The organism is Streptomyces sp. NPDC058697, assembly GCF_042715345.1.
Taxonomy (GTDB): domain Bacteria; phylum Actinomycetota; class Actinomycetes; order Streptomycetales; family Streptomycetaceae; genus Streptomyces; species Streptomyces liliifuscus.
Window position 1 is genome coordinate 386,582 of record NZ_JBHXSU010000001.1, and the last position, 15,918, is coordinate 402,499.

The 15,918-nt window shown below is 70.9% G+C and carries 17 protein-coding genes; 10 read left to right on the top strand and 7 right to left on the bottom strand.

The genetic code is table 11. From position 1 onward, the window contains the following. Nucleotides 1-41 precede the first annotated feature (41 nt). The 4 genes from ACFWXQ_RS01745 to ACFWXQ_RS01760 all read left to right on the top strand — a co-directional run bounded on the left by ACFWXQ_RS01745 (nt 42) and on the right by ACFWXQ_RS01760 (nt 4,872). Nucleotides 42-1,196: a helix-turn-helix domain-containing protein gene (locus ACFWXQ_RS01745; RefSeq protein WP_383942015.1), complete on the top strand. Its 1,155-nt coding sequence runs from the start codon at nt 42-44 to the stop codon at nt 1,194-1,196. A gap of 71 nt (nt 1,197-1,267) precedes the next feature. Further along, nucleotides 1,268-2,146 carry an alpha/beta hydrolase gene (locus tag ACFWXQ_RS01750; protein ID WP_383942018.1) on the top strand — a complete coding sequence of 293 codons (879 nt, stop codon included), beginning with the start codon at nt 1,268-1,270 and terminating at the stop codon, nt 2,144-2,146. Between the two features lie 335 nt (nt 2,147-2,481). Further along, on the top strand, nt 2,482-3,819 hold the full coding sequence (locus tag ACFWXQ_RS01755) for an alpha/beta hydrolase family protein (protein WP_383942078.1): 1,338 nt from the start codon (nt 2,482-2,484) through the stop codon (nt 3,817-3,819). Nucleotides 3,820-3,975: 156 nt separating this feature from the next. After that, nucleotides 3,976-4,872: a hypothetical protein gene (locus tag ACFWXQ_RS01760; RefSeq protein WP_383942021.1), complete on the top strand. Its 897-nt coding sequence runs from the start codon at nt 3,976-3,978 to the stop codon at nt 4,870-4,872. A gap of 108 nt (nt 4,873-4,980) precedes the next feature. On the opposite strand, the gene ACFWXQ_RS01765 is transcribed toward ACFWXQ_RS01760, so the two are convergent. Together ACFWXQ_RS01765 and ACFWXQ_RS01770 are read right to left on the bottom strand one after the other, a co-directional pair. Continuing rightward, nucleotides 4,981-5,175, bottom strand: a complete 195-nt coding sequence (locus ACFWXQ_RS01765) for an antitoxin (protein ID WP_383942024.1) — start codon at nt 5,173-5,175, stop codon at nt 4,981-4,983. 100 nt (nt 5,176-5,275) lie between these two features. Further along, complete coding sequence (locus tag ACFWXQ_RS01770) at nt 5,276-5,989, bottom strand: ribonuclease H (RefSeq protein ID WP_384085069.1); 714 nt, start codon at nt 5,987-5,989, stop codon at nt 5,276-5,278. Nucleotides 5,990-6,246: 257 nt separating this feature from the next. Between ACFWXQ_RS01770 and ACFWXQ_RS01775 the strand changes: the two genes are divergently transcribed. The 3 genes from ACFWXQ_RS01775 (at nt 6,247) to ACFWXQ_RS01785 (ending at nt 9,179) form a co-directional block, all read left to right on the top strand. Further along, the gene (locus tag ACFWXQ_RS01775) at nt 6,247-7,179 is read left to right on the top strand and encodes a MurR/RpiR family transcriptional regulator (RefSeq protein WP_362076322.1); all 933 of its coding nucleotides are present in this window, start codon (nt 6,247-6,249) and stop codon (nt 7,177-7,179) included. Nucleotides 7,180-7,461: 282 nt separating this feature from the next. Further along, nucleotides 7,462-7,851 (top strand): hypothetical protein, encoded by a 390-nt coding sequence (locus ACFWXQ_RS01780; RefSeq protein WP_143641084.1) that lies wholly within the window; start codon nt 7,462-7,464, stop codon nt 7,849-7,851. Nucleotides 7,852-7,910: 59 nt separating this feature from the next. After that, nucleotides 7,911-9,179 carry a hypothetical protein gene (locus ACFWXQ_RS01785; protein ID WP_383942028.1) on the top strand — a complete coding sequence of 423 codons (1,269 nt, stop codon included), beginning with the start codon at nt 7,911-7,913 and terminating at the stop codon, nt 9,177-9,179. Nucleotides 9,180-9,234: 55 nt separating this feature from the next. Here ACFWXQ_RS01785 and ACFWXQ_RS01790 read toward each other — a convergent pair whose 3' ends face one another. Then, nucleotides 9,235-10,260 carry a hypothetical protein gene (locus ACFWXQ_RS01790; RefSeq protein ID WP_383942031.1) on the bottom strand — a complete coding sequence of 342 codons (1,026 nt, stop codon included), beginning with the start codon at nt 10,258-10,260 and terminating at the stop codon, nt 9,235-9,237. Nucleotides 10,261-10,501: 241 nt separating this feature from the next. On the opposite strand from ACFWXQ_RS01790, the gene ACFWXQ_RS01795 reads away from it, so the two are divergent. The 3 genes from ACFWXQ_RS01795 (at nt 10,502) to ACFWXQ_RS01805 (ending at nt 12,349) form a co-directional block, all read left to right on the top strand. After that, nucleotides 10,502-11,233, top strand: a complete 732-nt coding sequence (locus ACFWXQ_RS01795; protein ID WP_383942083.1) for a TetR family transcriptional regulator — start codon at nt 10,502-10,504, stop codon at nt 11,231-11,233. Nucleotides 11,234-11,340: 107 nt separating this feature from the next. Further along, nucleotides 11,341-11,751 carry a Zn-ribbon domain-containing OB-fold protein gene (locus ACFWXQ_RS01800; RefSeq protein ID WP_383942086.1) on the top strand — a complete coding sequence of 137 codons (411 nt, stop codon included), beginning with the start codon at nt 11,341-11,343 and terminating at the stop codon, nt 11,749-11,751. Nucleotides 11,752-11,839: 88 nt separating this feature from the next. Further along, nucleotides 11,840-12,349 (top strand): DinB family protein, encoded by a 510-nt coding sequence (locus tag ACFWXQ_RS01805; protein WP_383942034.1) that lies wholly within the window; start codon nt 11,840-11,842, stop codon nt 12,347-12,349. 48 nt (nt 12,350-12,397) lie between these two features. On the opposite strand, the gene ACFWXQ_RS01810 is transcribed toward ACFWXQ_RS01805, so the two are convergent. From ACFWXQ_RS01810 to ACFWXQ_RS01825, 4 genes are read right to left on the bottom strand one after another with little or no spacing between them, the layout of a single operon-like run. Further along, complete coding sequence (locus tag ACFWXQ_RS01810) at nt 12,398-13,501, bottom strand: class I SAM-dependent methyltransferase (RefSeq protein WP_383942037.1); 1,104 nt, start codon at nt 13,499-13,501, stop codon at nt 12,398-12,400. Further along, nucleotides 13,498-14,754 (bottom strand): glycosyltransferase, encoded by a 1,257-nt coding sequence (locus ACFWXQ_RS01815; protein ID WP_383942040.1) that lies wholly within the window; start codon nt 14,752-14,754, stop codon nt 13,498-13,500. Before ACFWXQ_RS01815 ends, ACFWXQ_RS01810 begins: the two co-directional genes overlap by 4 nt. Next, a complete protein-coding gene (locus ACFWXQ_RS01820; protein ID WP_383942043.1) occupies nt 14,751-15,599 on the bottom strand; it encodes an alpha/beta fold hydrolase in 849 nt (282 codons plus the stop codon). The genes ACFWXQ_RS01815 and ACFWXQ_RS01820 overlap by 4 nt, the downstream gene beginning before the upstream one ends. 3 nt (nt 15,600-15,602) lie before the next feature. Then, entirely contained in the window at nt 15,603-15,857 is a 255-nt protein-coding gene (locus ACFWXQ_RS01825; RefSeq protein ID WP_383942088.1) for a phosphopantetheine-binding protein, read from the bottom strand. Between the last annotated feature and the right edge of the window lie 61 nt (nt 15,858-15,918).

A 15,918-nucleotide genomic window follows, 5' to 3' on the forward strand; every position in this document is an offset into this window, starting at 1 on the left:
AGACGGGAGTTCGACTAGAGGGCCGAGCAAGGGAGTTGGACGTGTCAGCTGTCGATCCGCTCTTATCCAGGCGCCCGTGGCACGACCTGCCTCCGGCGCTCGCCCCGCTGCTCCGGGCCAGACTCCCGGAACTCACCACGGAGATGGTGCAGGCCATTCGCAGAGAGGTACGCGGCTACCGGCAGCCGATCGGCTCCGCCGTCGCCCATGACCTCGCCGAGGCGGTCCGGCTGGCCGCGACGCAGTTCACCGAGCTGGTGGAGGAGCCGGATGCCCCGCAGCAGCACTATGTGCCGCGTTTCAAGCGGCTGGGCCGACTTGAGTACCTGAGCGGGCGCGGCATGGACGGGCTGCAGGCCGCGTACCGGATCGGCGCCCGGGTGGCGTGCCGCCGCTACATGGACGTGGCCCGGGAGGCCGCGTTCTCCGGCGAGATCGCCGTCCCGCTGAGCGAGGCCGTGCTCACGCACATCCACGCCATGGCCGAGGGGTCGGTGGCCGGCTTCGAGGAGGCGCGGGCCGGGGCCGCCGACGAGGTGTTGCGCACCCGGCGGCTGCTCGCCGCGCGGCTGCTGGAACGCAACCGGGATCCGCTCGCGGAACCGCTGCCCGATCTCGCCCGCAGGGCCGCCTGGCCGCTGCCGGAACGGGTGCGGTGTGCGGTACTGCCCGCCTCCGCCGACCTGACCGCGGTCCACGAGGACGTACTGCGGGTGAGCCGCGGCGGCGAGCTGCATCTGGTGGCGCCCGACGACAGCCTGCTGGCCGTTCTGGAGGGCACGGAGGTGGCGATGGGACCGAGCGTGCTGCTCAACGAGGCCTGGGTCTCGCTGCACTGTGCCCGGCTGGGGCGGCGCCTGGGCCGGCTCAGGGCCGAGGACCATCTCGCGGAGCTGCACCTCCTGCACGGCTCGCCGATCGGAACTCTCCTGACCGACCAGGTACTTGAGCCCTTGCGCACCCTGCCGCCGGGCAAGGCGGAGCGGCTCACGGACACCCTCGACGCGCTGCTCACCTCCGGTGGGCGGACCGCTCCGGAGGTCGCCGCCGCGTTGGGCATCCATCCGCAGACCGCCCGCAACCGGCTGCGCCAACTCGCCGCGCTGTACGGCGACAGGCTCGACGACCCGGCGTTCCGGTTCGACGTTCAGCTCGCGCTGCGCAGCAGGTCAGTGCGCCGCTCCTTGCTGCCCTGACAAACTTCCGTACGGAATTCAGCAGTTGAGCCAGAAGCGGTACTGACTTTCGGTCAGCATGCTCTGGCCGCATGAGACATGCCAGCACCCGCGCAGCGAAACGCCTAGGCCTTCTCTCCGGCGCCGCCGCACTGGCGGTGAGCCTGAGCCTCCTTCCCCAGGAGGCTCAGGCCGGGCCCGGAGACTTCCAACGGGGCCCCGACCCCACCGAACAGTCCATCACCGCCGAACGCGGTCCCTTCGCCACGGCTCAGACCACCGTCGACGGTCCGACCTTCAAGTCGGGCACCGCCTACTACCCCACCGACACCAGCCAGGGCACGTTCGGAGCCGTCGTCGTCAGCCCCGGCTTCGTGACGCCGGAGGCACTGATCAGCTGGTACGGCCCCCGCCTCGCGTCGCAGGGCTTCGTCGTCCTGACGCTGGAGACCAACTCGGGCTTCGACCAGCCCGACGACCGCGCGACCCAGATGCTCAACGCGTTGGACTACCTCGTCCAGTCCAGCTCCGTACGCACCCGTATCGACCCCAACCGCCTTGCGGTGATGGGCCATTCGATGGGCGGGGGCGGCTCGCTCAAGGCGTCCGAGTCGCGTCCCTCGCTCAAGGCAGCCGTGCCGCTGATGCCGTGGAGCAACGACAAGACTTGGGGGACCGACCGGGTGCCCACGATGATCATCGGTGCCGAGAACGACGCCATCGCCTCGCCCGCCTCGCACGCGGAGGTGTTCTACAACAGCCTCACCGCCGCACCCGAGAAGGCGTATCTGGAGCTCCGGGGCGCGGACCACAACGTGGCGCTCGGCTCCAACGTGACGATCGCGAAGTACAGCATCGCCTGGCTGAAGCGGTTCGTCGACGAGGACGTGCGGTACGAGCAGTTCCTCTGCCCGGCACCCGCGCCCAACACGCAGATCAGCGAATACCGGAACACCTGCCCCACGGGATAGCCCCCGCCCGAGGGAGGGACGGCCGCGCGGTCCGTACGCGGGCCGCGCGGCCCACATGTGCTCGCCGAGGTCCCGGCGGACCTCGGCGAGTACACGTGTGCACGCAGGCGGGCACCGCGGTTCGCGCACATCACCGCGAAGTCATGTTGCGCAGATTCTTGACCACCGCCGCAATCATGCCTAGCTTCACTGTGCTGCCCCGTCACAGGAAGCCCGCTGTGCACATGCCGCGCCAACCGCCGTAAAAGCAGGCCCAGTTGCGCCGCCATGCCCCCCACCGCCGAAGGGATCCCCTCGTGAATCGCCGACTCCTCCTCTCGGTCGCCGTCCTGTTGATGGTGACCGCGGCCCCGGCCCATCCAGCCACCGCAGAGGACGTCCACATCGAGGGCACGCTCGCCTCCGGCGCGACGTACGTCATGGACGTCCCCGCCGGCTGGAACGGCACCGTCCTCCTGTTCAGCCACGGCTTCCGGCCGAAGGGCGCGCCCAACCCGGCCCAGAACGTCACCGACCCCGCCACCCGCGCGCTCCTCCTCAAGGACGGCTACGCGCTGGTCGGTTCCTCGTACGCCACCACCGGCTGGGCGGTGGAGCACGCGGTGCCGGACCAGCTGGCGACGCTCGACGCGTTCACCGAACGGTTCGGGGCGGCCCGGCGGACCCTCGCCTGGGGTCAGTCGTACGGCGGGTTCGTCACCACGAGGATCGCCGAGCGGCACGGCGACCGGATCGACGGATCGCTGTCCGTCTGCGGGCTGGTCCACGGCGGCGTGGCCAACTGGAACAACACGCTCGATCCGGTCTTCGCCCTCAAGACCCTCCTGGCGCCCGACGCCTCGATACCGCTGGCCGGCTTCCAGGACCAGGCGGCCGCCACGACCGCCGCCGCAACCCTGGCCGGCGTCGTCACCGAGGCCCAGACCTCCGCGGACGGCCGCGCCCGCATCGCACTCGCGGCGGCCCTGCACAACATCCCCGGCTGGAACGACCCCTCCCAGCCCCGTCCCGCTCGCGACGACTGGAACGCCCAGCAGGCCAACCAGTACACGGCCGTCCGGGGCCTCCTCGCGACCGCGGCGTTCAGCTGGCGCCAGGACACGGAGGTTCTGGCGGGCGGCAACTCGTCCTGGAACACGGGCGTCGACTACGCGAAGCTGCTGCGCACATCCTCGGCGTACAAGGAGGTCAAGGGCCTCTACAAGGCGGCCGGGCGCTCCCTGAAGGCCGACCTCAAGGCGCTCAACACCGCCCCGCGCGTCAAGGCCGACAAGAACGCGGTCGACTGGATGAGCCGGACCAGCACCTTCACCGGCCGGCTGACGAAGCCTCAGCTGACCATCCACACGACCGGCGACGCCCTCGTCCCCGTACAGACCGAGAGCGCCTATCTGCGCGCCGCCACGGCCGGCGGTTCGCGCCCGCTGCTGCGCCAGGCGTACGTCGACAACGCCGGTCACTGCACGTTCAGCCCCGCCGAACAGGTCGCCGCCCTGGACACGCTGGAACACCGGGTCGACACGGGCCGATGGGGCGACACGGGGGCCGACACCCTCAACTCACGGGCGGCGCAGGCCGATCCGACGACTCCGGCCCGCTACACCGCGTACCGCCCGACTCCTTACCTGCGCCCCTACGACCTGGCCCATCCGGGCGACGCGTACCGGCCCTGACCCGTCCGGCCCGGCGTGGGAACGGCCCGGCCGTCGGCGCTTCCCGCATCCTCTCCTCGACGCGTGCGACCAGATTCGACCGCATGCGACCACATCTGAGCGCACGCGACCGGTGCATGTCCGGCCGTTGGCGCCCCGGAGCCGGAGGAGGAGCCGATGCCGTCCCACCCCACGCCTCGCAGGACGCCCCTGTTGCTGACCGCGGTGGCGGTACTGGCCGCAGCGGCCTTGACCGCCGTGGGCCGGCCGGCGGGAGCCGCACACCGGACCCTGGCACCCGAGCCGCCCCCGCCGGCCATGCTCTGCGCCCCCGCGGGCACCCTGAAGGGCGGAGGCGGGCAGCGGGCCTCCGTCAGCCTGTGCGCGAGCGGCGGAGGCGCCGGTACGTCCCTGTCGGCTCCGGCCACCTGCGGGCGGACCGGGTCCTCCGTCCGGTACACCTGCCGGACGTCCGGCACCTGGACCCTGCGACGCGACGGCAGGACCGTGGCCACCGGCCCGCTCCCGGGCGGCAGGGAGCACCCCGGTCCTGGCACGTACGAGGTCAGCGGCACCGTGCACGTCCGTTCGTCGCCCGCGGGCGTCGATCTGCGGGGCACGGTCCGCGCCACCCTGACCCTCACCGACCCGAAGCCCGTCGCCACCCATCGCATCGAGGCAGACCGGCAGGTGCTGCGGCCGAACGCGACCACGACGGTGACGTACACCGTCTCGCGCGACAGCGACGAGGGCGACGGAAGCGCCCGTTTCGGGCTCATCGGCGAGGAGGCCTCGGGGGTGGAGCTGACAACGGCGGACCCGCGCTGCGTCAATCCGCTCGTCGGCCGCTATCCGTCGAGCGCCCGCAGCATGTACGCCCTGGACTGCGCCCTCACCGACCTCCAGCCCGGCAGGCCCTCCACGGTCGTCGTCCGGGCCCGGCTCGCGGACACCTGCACGACTGTCGTGTCCAAGCTGGGTTACTGGATGCCCCGGGGTCAGAGCCTCTACACCGGAGGCATGCTGGCCGGCCCGACGGCCACCTGTGCGCCCTCAAGTACCCGCGGACACTGACCACTTGGCGCCACGAACACCACCGGGCCGGTCCCCAACGAGGGGACCGGCCCGTGGCGGCGGCGAGGCAGGCCCTGGCCGCCGGTGCTCGTTCGCGGTGTGACGGTGTCAGGACTGCGGCGGCCGGTCCTGGTCCGGGTTCGAACCGAACTGGTCCTTGAGCCTCTCCTGGCCGCTGTCGACCTGACCGCTGTACTTGCCCTGGGTCTTGTCGTCGACGAAGTCTCCGGTCTTGTCGACACCCTTGTTGGCCTGGTCCGGGTGGCCCTTCAGCATGCCCTTGATCTTGTCCATAACGGACATGACTCATCCTCCTGATCAGTTCACCCCCCACGCCTCCAGGGTCACCGCAGGTGGAGCATTTCGCATCCGGGCGGGAAAACAGCAGGTCAGAGGCCAGATCCTAGGCCTCGGTGCGGCACTCCGGGTGGCCCCAGCCGTCCGTGTTCTTCGCGATGGTCTCGCCCGCGGTGTACGAGCGACCGCAGCGGCAGCGGCCGGGGAACTTGGCCTTGAGCGTGCGCGAGGACGACGACGAGGAGGGCGAGGCGGAGGAGGACGCCGCCCGCTTGCGCGCCGGCGCCGCGCTCTTGGCCGTCTTCTTGGCCGCGGGCGACTTCGGCGGTTCCGGAGAGCCGTGCTCGCTGCCCGCCGGTTCCTGGACGAAGGCCGCCTGACTCGCCGCCCGGTCCGCGAAGTCGTTCAGCGGGTCGCCGTCGACCTGGTGGGCGGGCACGTACCGGAACTCGACCGAGCGGCCGTCGAGCAGTTCGTCGATCCGTACGACGAGTTCCTGGTTGGCCACCGGCTTGCCCGCCGCCGTCTTCCAGCCCTTGCGCTTCCAGCCCGGGAGCCAGGTCGTGACGGCCTTCATGGCGTACTGCGAGTCCATCCGGATCTCCAGCGGCACATCCGGGGCCACGAAGGTCAACAGCCGCTCCAGCGCGGTCAGTTCGGCGACGTTGTTGGTCGCCGTGCCGAGCGGGCCCGCCTCCCAGTCGGTGGGCGTCGTACCCGTCCCGTCGCCGATGACCCAGGCCCAGCCTGCGGGGCCCGGGTTGCCCTTCGATGCACCGTCGCATGCGGCGATTACGCGTTCAGCCATGGGCTCGATCATGCCAGGGGCCGGGGTGCCTCCGGGACGGTGGGTGGTCGGGTGCGGGTACGTCGTGGCTGAGCGCGCAGTTCCCCGCGCCCCTGGAAGGCTGCTGCGCAGCCATGGACCGAGTCCCGCTCCCGCTCCTCGTCGTGGCATCGCAGCACACCCCGGAAAACCGTCCGGACGATGGCTCTCTGACCACGCGCAACTGTCCGTCGGACCCTCCTTCCTGTGAGCTATGTTGAACCTGAGTGGGACACGAAGGAGGCGCATCGGTGCCATCGCCGCAGCAGGCCCGCGCGCAGGCGTCTGCGATCAGCTCGGGGAAACCGGTCCCGGAGGCGGAGGCCGCTCCCACCACACGGCTGCGGGCACTGTTCGACGGCCCCCGGCTCTCTCCCGGACAGCGCCGCATCGCCCAGTACCTGATCGAGCACATCACCGAAGCCGCGTTCCTGTCGATCACCGACCTCGCGGAGCGGGTGGGCGTGAGCCAGCCCTCGGTGACCCGCTTCGCCACGGCGGTGGGCTTCAGCGGCTATCCCGCGCTGCGCGAGCGCCTCCAGTCGATCGCGCTCAGCAAGCTGGCCAGCACACCCGAGGCGGCCGAGGAGGCAGAGGCGGCCCGGCCGAACGAACTGCAGGCGGCCGTCGACGCCGAGATCGACAACCTGGAGAACCTGCGCCGCGACTTCGCGGACCCGGAGCAGGTCATCGAGACCGGCCGCGCGCTCTCGCGATCGACCCCGCTCACCATCCTCGGGCTGCGGATCTCCGGTTCACTGGCCGAATACTTCGCATACGCGGCCCGCCGTATCCACCCGGACGTCCGGTTGGTCACCCGGGGCGGCAGTGTCGCGTACGACGCCCTGCTGCAGTCGCGCGAGGCGGGCGGCACCTGGGTGCTGGCCTTCACCATGCCCCGGCACGCGCACGAGACGCTGACGGCCATGCGGGTCGCCCGGCGGGCCGGGCTGAGTGTGGCCCTGGTCACCGACCTGGGCCTTGGACCGCTGGCCGACGAGGCCGACGTCGTCTTCGCCACCGGCACCGGCTCACGCCTCGTCTTCGACTCGTACGCGGCGCCCGTCGTGCTGTCCGCGGCCCTGCTCCAGGCCATGACCGACGCCGATCCCGAGCGTACGCAGGCCCGCCTGGAGGACTACGAACAGGTCGCCGACGAGCACGCCTTCTTCGTCAAGGACTGACCTCCCAGGCATGTGGTGATCGAAGTCCGCAAGGGGCGATTCAGCCGTACCTCCACATGAATTTTTTCATACCCTTGCGTACCGGACGGTATATATGAATACTTCTCGCTGATCGGGATCCGGTGGGGTCCTGGTCGGCCCGGGAACGACGCTCCCTTCTCGTATCGGCCCCGGGTGCATTGAACGGGCACCGCTCGCGCACGCCCGTGGCGGCCCCGGTCCATCCCCTAGACCGGGGCCGCCAAGAACGACCCTCACCACCCGCCGGCCACCTCGGAAGCGATGTCCATGTCCCTGACGTACTCCCCCATCAGCACGGATTGGCCGTGTCAGGTCAAGACGCCCGGCAACCGGGACTGGGAACGATCGGCTGCCAAATGGCTGCGCGACCTGGTGCCCTCCCGCTACGCCAGCTATCCGCTGCTGATCCGTCAGCCCGTGCTGCTCGCCCGTCATGCGCAGATCCAGCTCCAGCAGGAGATCCGGGTCGTGCGGACCGCGCTGCACAGCGCCCGGGCCGAGCTGCCCGCCCTGGGCATGCCGGAGTCCGTCATCGAGAACACGATCAAGCTGTACGCGGCCGAGCTCACGCAGCTGAACCACATCGCCCGGGGTGTACGCGTCGTCTCCCAGGCCCTGGTGGAGAGCCACAACACGCGCCACGGCCACTGAGCCGGTCCCCCGCGGCCCCGGCGCGTTCGCGACTGCGGACGGCTCGCTAGTCTGCCGGGATGCGTGATGGGGGAAGCGGGAGTGACGGTGGCGTCGACGGTCTCGGCAAGGAGACATCCGTCAAAGGTCTCGACGAGGAGACGTCCGTCGGACCTCGGGGCCGGTTCGGATCGTTGAGGAGGCGCCTCTCGTTGCGCGGGCAACCGCGCAAGCGTCGCTGGGCCGTCGTGGGCGGGGCCGTGGTCGTCCTCGCGGCCGGGGTCTCCCTTCCGCTCGCGCTCGCCGACTCCGGGCACGACAAACCCTGTTGGCGGCTGCCCGACTCGAAGCGGGCTCTCGCCGACGACGCGACGGCCGCCACGAGGGCACTGGATCCCGGCGAGGACCTCGAACGGCTCGGCTCGGTCAGGAAGCTGCTGGCGCACGAGAAGGTGTGCGACGACGGCGCTCGCGTACTCGGCGAGATCGTGAACACGGCGACCCGGGCGAAGAGTTCGGGCGCACCGCACACCCTGGAGCAGGCCCGCGGCGCGTACGCGGTGGCGGCGGTCCTCCACAACGCGGAGATACCCGACGGTCTCGCGCCCGGCGTGGCGCGGATGCTGGCCGAGTACGTGGTGGACGCTGGACGCGACAGCTCGCTCGGTGACGACGACGCGAACCGCCCCGCGGTGCCCGACGAGGAGGCCCGGCTCGACCCGAACGGCTACTCCCCGTACGGACGCTTCCTGGCCGCGGGCGAGGCGCACGTCGTCTTCGAGCACAGCGACAGCTACGCGGAGGCCGACGCGAACATCGAGTACCTCGTCGCCGAACTCGCCAAGGATCCCGAGGCGTTCGCGATCCTCTACGACGCCGAGCGCGCCCACTTCGCCCACTACCTGGAGCGGCTGACCGACTCGGGAGGCGACCCCGACTTCCGTCCCTCGACCGACAAGCGCTTCGAGTCGACCCCGCAGGACTGGCCGGACAACGACCTCCAGGACATGTCCGGCCGGATCGGCAACCTCATGAAGTACCGCGCCGCGTACGTCAGGAACGGGACGATCCCCGACCTCGCCGCCTTCGACAAGGCGGTGCGCGAGCACACGCGTGGCACCTTCCGCCCCGCGTCCCGGCAGCTCGACGACCGCCCGCCGATGGGAGACATCGCGGACCGGAAGGCCTCAGATCCGGTGCGCGGCGACCTGATGGACGGCCGCCATCAGCTGTTCACGGTCCTCGAAGGGTGGGCCGAGGAACGGAACGTGTCCGCAGAACGCACCGCCGCGATGCGGCAGTTGGTGGACGACTGGTACGTACGGGCGCTGTGGATGACCATCTATTAGGGATGACCATCGACCAGGGGTGACCGTCTGCCAACCGGACGAGGCACCCGCGCGGTCAGAAGCGGAACCGGAGCTCGGAACAGCCGCGCCGGTCCACCTGGTTCTGCGCGAACCGCTTGAACATGCGTTGCTTGGCCGCCTTGTTGACGCCGGGTATGTCGTCGGAGGCGCTGAGGGCGAAGTTGGCGGCCTCGCCGTCGCAGCGGGCGGTGGCCGTTGTCGACAGGAACTCGCCGTTGCTGTCCTCGAAGACAAGGCGGTTGCTCCAGTCGCCGTACCAGGCGGCGAAGTACATCCCCATGCCGTTTCCGTCGTCGCCCGACTCGCTGCTCAGGTCGCACTGTCCCGTCGGCGCGGAGTCGTTCATGCCGGCCTCCACGCGCCAGTCGCCGCTCTCCGGCAGGCCCGCTCCGGTCACCCACTCGCAGGCGGTGCCCTTGGCCCGCGCCAGCGGCACGGCCTCGGGCTCGTCCCCGAGGGCGGGCGGCACCGGGTTCCCCTTCGGCGCCCTGAGCGGCTCGGCGCCGCAACCCAGCCGGTCCGAGGCCGAGTTGGCGAGCGCGACGACCGCCTGGTACGCGGCTCCCGGCACCCCGTACAGCGTGTCGCGGCCCATCCAGGTGCGTACCAGGAGCTTGCTCTGCCGCCCCGCGGCGTCCTTCGGGAGGTCGGGGCAGGGCATCAGGAGCTGGATCGCGCCGAGGCGGTCGATGAATCCGGGCAGCCCCTCGGGCACCGCGGACTGCGAGGAGAACCCCTCCTCGGGGAAGGCCCGGAAGAACTCCCGGTCCTGGTCGTCGCGCCGGGTGTACGCCTCCATGCCGATGAGGCGTGAGTCGTTCACCTCGTCGCCCTCCATGGTGAGGTCGCACGCGTACGAGCCCAGGGCGCCGGTCTGCCGGGACTCCTCGCTCTCCAGGTGTGCGTCGTCCGGGGTGAGCCGGTCCACGACGTCCCGGGGCAGTGCCCCGCCGCACGCGCTGCCGGCCAGCATCCAGTCCTGTGCGTACGGCTCGGCCACGTAGCCGCCGATGCCCAGCACCACCGCAGCCGCCACCGACACCTTGATCCAGCGCCGCACCGTTTCCGACCCCCGTCACACCCGCACCAGCGTTCGCTCCGGCCTCACGGCCGGGCACAGGCCCGGACCCTACTCGGCGCCTCGGACCGGCCGGCACCCGACCCACACCGGGCATGGCACTCAGTTCCCTGATCGGAGCACACCGAGTGCCATCCGTGCCTCGTCCGGTGCTAGGTTCCCCACCATGAGCGAGGCACCCCGCCCTGACCAGGCGGCCGACGCGACACCTCCGAAGCCGCCGATGCGGGACTCCCTCGTCGCGGCGGCGTTCCAGCTGTTCCTGGAGCGGGGGTACGAGCAGACCACCGTCGACGAGATCGTGGCTCTCGCGGGGGTCGGACGGCGGTCCTTCTTCCGCTACTTCCCCTCCAAGGAGGACGTGGTCTTCCCGGACCACGAGCGCTGCCTGGCCGAGATGAACGACTTCCTCGGCAAGGACAACGGCAGCGGCAACAGCGGTGGCGGGGACGCGGACGACCCGGTGGCCAGGGTCTGCGACGCCGCTCGTGTCGTGCTGCGCATGTACGCCGAGAACCCCACGTTCTCCGTCCAGCGCTACCGCCTGACCAAGAAGGTCCCAGGACTGCGGACGTACGAACTGTCGGTGGTCTGGCGGTACGAGCGCGCGCTCGCCGAGTATCTGCGCGGGCGCTTCACCGGTCGTCGTGACGGGACGCTGCGGGCCGACGTGATCGCCGCGGCCGTGGTGGCCGCGCACAACAACGGGCTGCGGTCCTGGCTGCGTTCGGACGGCCAGAGCGACGCGTCCGCGGAGGTGGACCACGCGCTCGCCCATGTCCAGCAGATCTTCGGTGCGGGCCCCGGGTCCGTCGGACCGGCACAGCAGCCGGCCGGCGAGCCGGCGAAGGAGCCCACGGAGGACGACGTGGTCGTCGTCATCTCCAGGCGCGGTGCGCCGATGTGGCGGGTCGTCCAGGAGGTCGAGACGGCTCTCGGTCGAAATCCCGAATGATTGAGGGTACTGAGTGCCTTTACGCGTGACACTGCGTGCCATATTCTGGGGTCGTGCACGGTGCTCCGCGCACTTCTTCAGATTCCGGCCCAGCGCAGGGAGATGACATCGTGTTCCACCGAGGAAGCGGGACCACGACGGGCGTACTCGACCCGGAGGCGACGACCGCCGGCCCGGCCGCCGAGGAAGGGCTCCTCTACCAGCGTTGCCGCTGGTGCGGGACCGCCATGTTCCACCGGCTGCTCTGCCCGGTCTGCCAGGGCAGCGACCTGCGGACGGAGCGCAGCGCGGGCCTGGGCGTCATCCGCCACGCCACCGTCGTCCAGCGCAACACTCCGGGCGCGCGCAATGTGTCGCTCGTCGAGATGGCGGAGGGTTTCACCGTCCGGGGCCGGGTCACGGGACCGCTCATAGCGATCCGTACCGGCGACCGCGTCCAGCTCACCACCGCGTTGGACCCGGTCCGCCGCGAACCGGTGTTCAAGCTCGTCGAGGAGCCGTACTCCGGCTGGCACTGACCGGCTCTCCCCCCGGCGCGACGCGCGCGGCGGGTCCGCGGGGGACACTGGGCAGGGACAGGAACCCGCGGAGAGCGTGGAGGAGCCCATGCACGCCAAGGACGTTCTCGTCGACGCGTACGGTCGCATCCGGGAAGAGGTCCACGCCGCAGTCGACGGCCTCTCCCCCGGCAATCTCAACGCCCGCCTCGACGACCGGACCAACTCGATCACCTGGCTGGTCTGGCATCTCACCCGTGTCCAGGACGACCACATCGCCGACGCCTTCGGCCTGAAACAGGTCTGGCTGTCGCAGGACTGGCCGGACCGCTTCGCACTGGGCCTGCCCGGCCGGGACACGGGTTACGGTCACACCCCGCGGCAGGTCGCCAAGGTCCAGGTCGATGCGGGCGACCTGCTGCTCGGCTACTACGACGCCGTCCACGAGCAGACGGTGGCCGCCCTGCGCGACCTGCGCGCCGACGACCTGGACCGGATCGTCGACGAGAACTGGTCCCCGCCCGTCACACTGGGCGCCCGCCTGGTGAGCGTCCTGGCCGACGATCTGCAGCACGTGGGGCAAGCGGCGTTCGTACGGGGGATCCTGGAGGGGCGTTGAGGACGGCCGTGCCGTGAGCATGTCGGCACCGCCGGCTCAATTGCCGTGTCAGTCGCGGCGCGCCAGGAGCCGGTAGGCGTTGGACAGACCCAGCCGGTGCGACAGAGGTCTGATCACGAACCGGTCCAGCAGGGTGGCCAGGATCAGGACGGGAACACCGGCGATCAGCATCGTCGTGCGCAGTGTCCGCTGCCGGCGGTTCGGTGGGTGCGGCAGCCACGGCAGGTCCTCGCGTGGAGCGGCCGTGTCGAGGGCCAGCCAGGTGCCGGCGAGGAGGTCGACCGGATCGTGCGGTTCGGCGTGCTGTTCCGCCACCACCGTGAAGCCGAGGTCGGTCAGTCTGCGCCGCAGGTTCTCGACCGGGACCAGGTGCAGGTGCTGCGGCTGGAGCCAGGGCAGCCACCAGCGGCCGAGGAGGCGGGCATAGCGGCTGTCGGGGTCGGGGACCTCGATGAGCAGATGGCCGCCGGGCCGTATCGCCCGGTGCGCGGCCTCCAGTTCGCGGCCGGGCTCCGTGCTGTGTTCCAGGTAGTGGAACATGCTCACCACGTCGTAGTGGCCGGCGAGTTCAGGTGCCAGCTCGGGAAAGCTGCCGCGGTAGCCCCGCTCCACCCGCCCCTCGCGCTCGGCGAGTTCGGCGCCGTCGGTGAAGTCGAGCCCGTCGAAGGTCGTGCCGGGGAAGACGGTCCGCGCCGACTCGCAGAAGTGGCCGTGGCCGGTGCCGACGTCCAGCCAGTTCTTGGGCGTCTCGGCGAACGGCAGCAGGGACTCCGCGCGCTGCCGGTACATCGTGGTCCGGTCCCCGAAGGTCTTGCCGACCTGCTTCTCCCCGAGGCCGTCGTAGAAGTCGCGGTAGTAGAACTCCAGCCCCTCGGCGCTGAGTCGGGGGTTCTGGAACGTGTGCCGGCAGTCCTGACAGCGGTCGAGGACGAAGTGGCCCGGCTTGTGCTGGATCACGTCGGTGGTGCGCAGACGCGTCTTCAGCCGTACCGAACCGCACCAGGGGCAGTCGGAGCGCCGGGGTTCGAAGAACCGGTCCAGGCCGCGCGCCAGGTCTGCCTGGTAGGCAGGGCGCAACACGGCGACCTGTTCGGTGCGGCTGGGTTCCGGCTCGGCGTCGGCCTGTTGTGGTTCGTGCTCTGCGTCGCTCATGGGGCCTCCTTGGAGGGCGCGCCGATGGCCAGTTCTTCAAGGTGAGTTGCTGCCGCACGGGCGCCACCCGCGGCACGGAACGCGGTACGGATCCGCTCGGCGGCGGCGCGGTAGCCGGGTTCGTGGAGTACGGCGTCGATCGCCGCGCCCAGCTTCGGCGCGGTGACCCGACCGAACCTGACCCGGATGCCCGCTCCCGCGTCGACGACCTGCCCGGCGACGACTGGCTGGTCGTCGCGGATGGGGGCCACCACCAGGGGGACGCCGTGCCACAGCGCCTCGCACACGGTGTTGTGCCCCGCGTGGCAGACCACCGCGTCGACCCGTTCGAGGAGCGGGAGTTGGGGGACGGAGGAACGGATCAGTACGTCCTTGTCGTCCTCGTCGCCGATGTCGTCCAGGTCCGCATGCGCGCCGAGCACGTTGGCGGGATCGACGATCACCGCCTGCACCCGGTCCGCACGGCCGCGGAGGGCGTCGCGGCACTCGGCGAGGAAGCGGGCCCCGACGTCGGTGTTGGCGGTGCCGAGGGTCACGAGCACCGTGGCACGGGCGGGGTCGAGCCAGTCCCAGGGGAAGTCGGCAGCGGCAGGCCGAGGAGCCATCGAGGGACCGACCCAGCGGATCCGGTCACCGGCCCCTGACCCGGCCCCCGACCCCGCGCCTGCGCCTGCGCCTGCGCCGACCAACTCCGGCGTGCTGAAGGCGAGCACCAGGTGCGGAGAGAACCGCGGATCGGCCGTGCCCGACGGATCACCGATGCGGCCGCGCAGATCGTGAAGCAGCGTGTCGAGCCAGTCCGCGACCTTGGGCATGCCCGTCAGCGCGTCGGCGAAGGTGAATTCGGCGGAGGTGGTGGACGAGGTGGCCCACGGCACGCGCAGCTGCTCGGCGACCAGTCCTCCGGCGAAGGCCTGCTGATCGGCGATGACGACATCGGGACGGAACTCCTGGATGGCCGCCCGTACGCCGGGGGCCATCGCCTCGGCCAGCGGCACCAGGAACCGTTCCCACAGGAACTTCAGCGCCTCCGGACCCCGAAGCTCCGCCGGCCGCATTCCGTCCTCCCCCGTCAGGACCGGTCCCGCGCACGGGAACACCAGTGCCTCGTCCCCCGCGAGCCGCCGGACGAGCCCGGGATCGGCCGACGCCCAGGCCACCCGGTGGCCCCGCGCGGTGAGTTCCGCCGCGACGCCCACCGTCGGGTTGACGTGACCGACCAGGGGCGGCACGACGAACAGGAAGCCGCTCACCGGCCCTCGACCCTCACGAGCTCGGCCACGCCCGGCTCCGCCACGCCCTGCTCGTGCGTCTCCTCACCGATCATGGAAAGGATGTGGCCGCCGACCGCCCCCGGCGCCTCGACGAGCACGGAGTGCTCGTGCCCCGGCACCACGACGGTCCGGCAGTCGGGCAACAGCGACTCCAGCCACGGTGCCCGCTCGACGAGGGCCGACTCGCCACCGTAGAGGGCGAGTACCGGGCAGCGTACGGACCGGATCTGGTCCTCGGTCAGGACCTGGCTGACCGGGATGTCCCGGGCGAGGGTGGTCTCGCGGGCCAGGCGGGCCGCGCCCTTCGCCAGGCGGGCGGTGTTCTGGCTGCGGTTGGCGGCGATCCAGGCCAGCGCGGCGGCCTCGTTGTGCGCCAGCTCGGTGAGCACCTGCTGGAGCACTCCGTCCATGGTCGCCGCCCAGCCCGCGGTCGCCGGCTCCGATTCGATCAGGGAGACACCGGCCGCACGCTCCGGGTGGCGGGCTGCGTAGCCGAAGGCGACGGACCCGCCGAAGGAGTTGCCGACCAGTTGGACCGGTCCAGTCACCTCCAGCCGGTCGAGCAGCGCCTCCAGGTCGTCGATGTGGTCGTCGAGGCGGTAGCCGCTCTCCGGGCGCTCGCTGCGGCCGTGGCCGCGCAGGTCGTACATGATCACGTCGATGCCGGACACCGCGAACACCGGTGCCAGGGTGAAGTAGTAGCTGGCCAGGCTGTCGGTGAGCAGACCGTGGACGAGAACCGCGGTCGCGGTGACCGGGCGCCCTGCCTTGGGGGTCATCCGCTGGACGTGCAGCCGGACGTCGCCGGTGTCGACCATCGCCATGGCTCAGACCGCCTCAGCCGCTTCGAGGCTCCGCACGACATGCTCGACGAGCCTGCCGACGGTGAGTTCGATGATCTCGTCGAACTCCATACCGGCCAGGAACTCGGCGAAGTTGACCCGTTCCCCGTACCGCTCCTCCAGGAGGCCCGCCAGGGTCACGAGGTCGATGCTCTCCAGTTCCAGATCGCGGTTGAACGTGGTCTCCATGCGGACCTCGACGTCGTCAAGGCCGTACTCGTCAAGGAGGGTCGCGAGCATGCCGGTGAGATCGGCGAGGACCGACTCCTCGTCCGCGCCCACGAGTTGCGCAGGTTCGGGT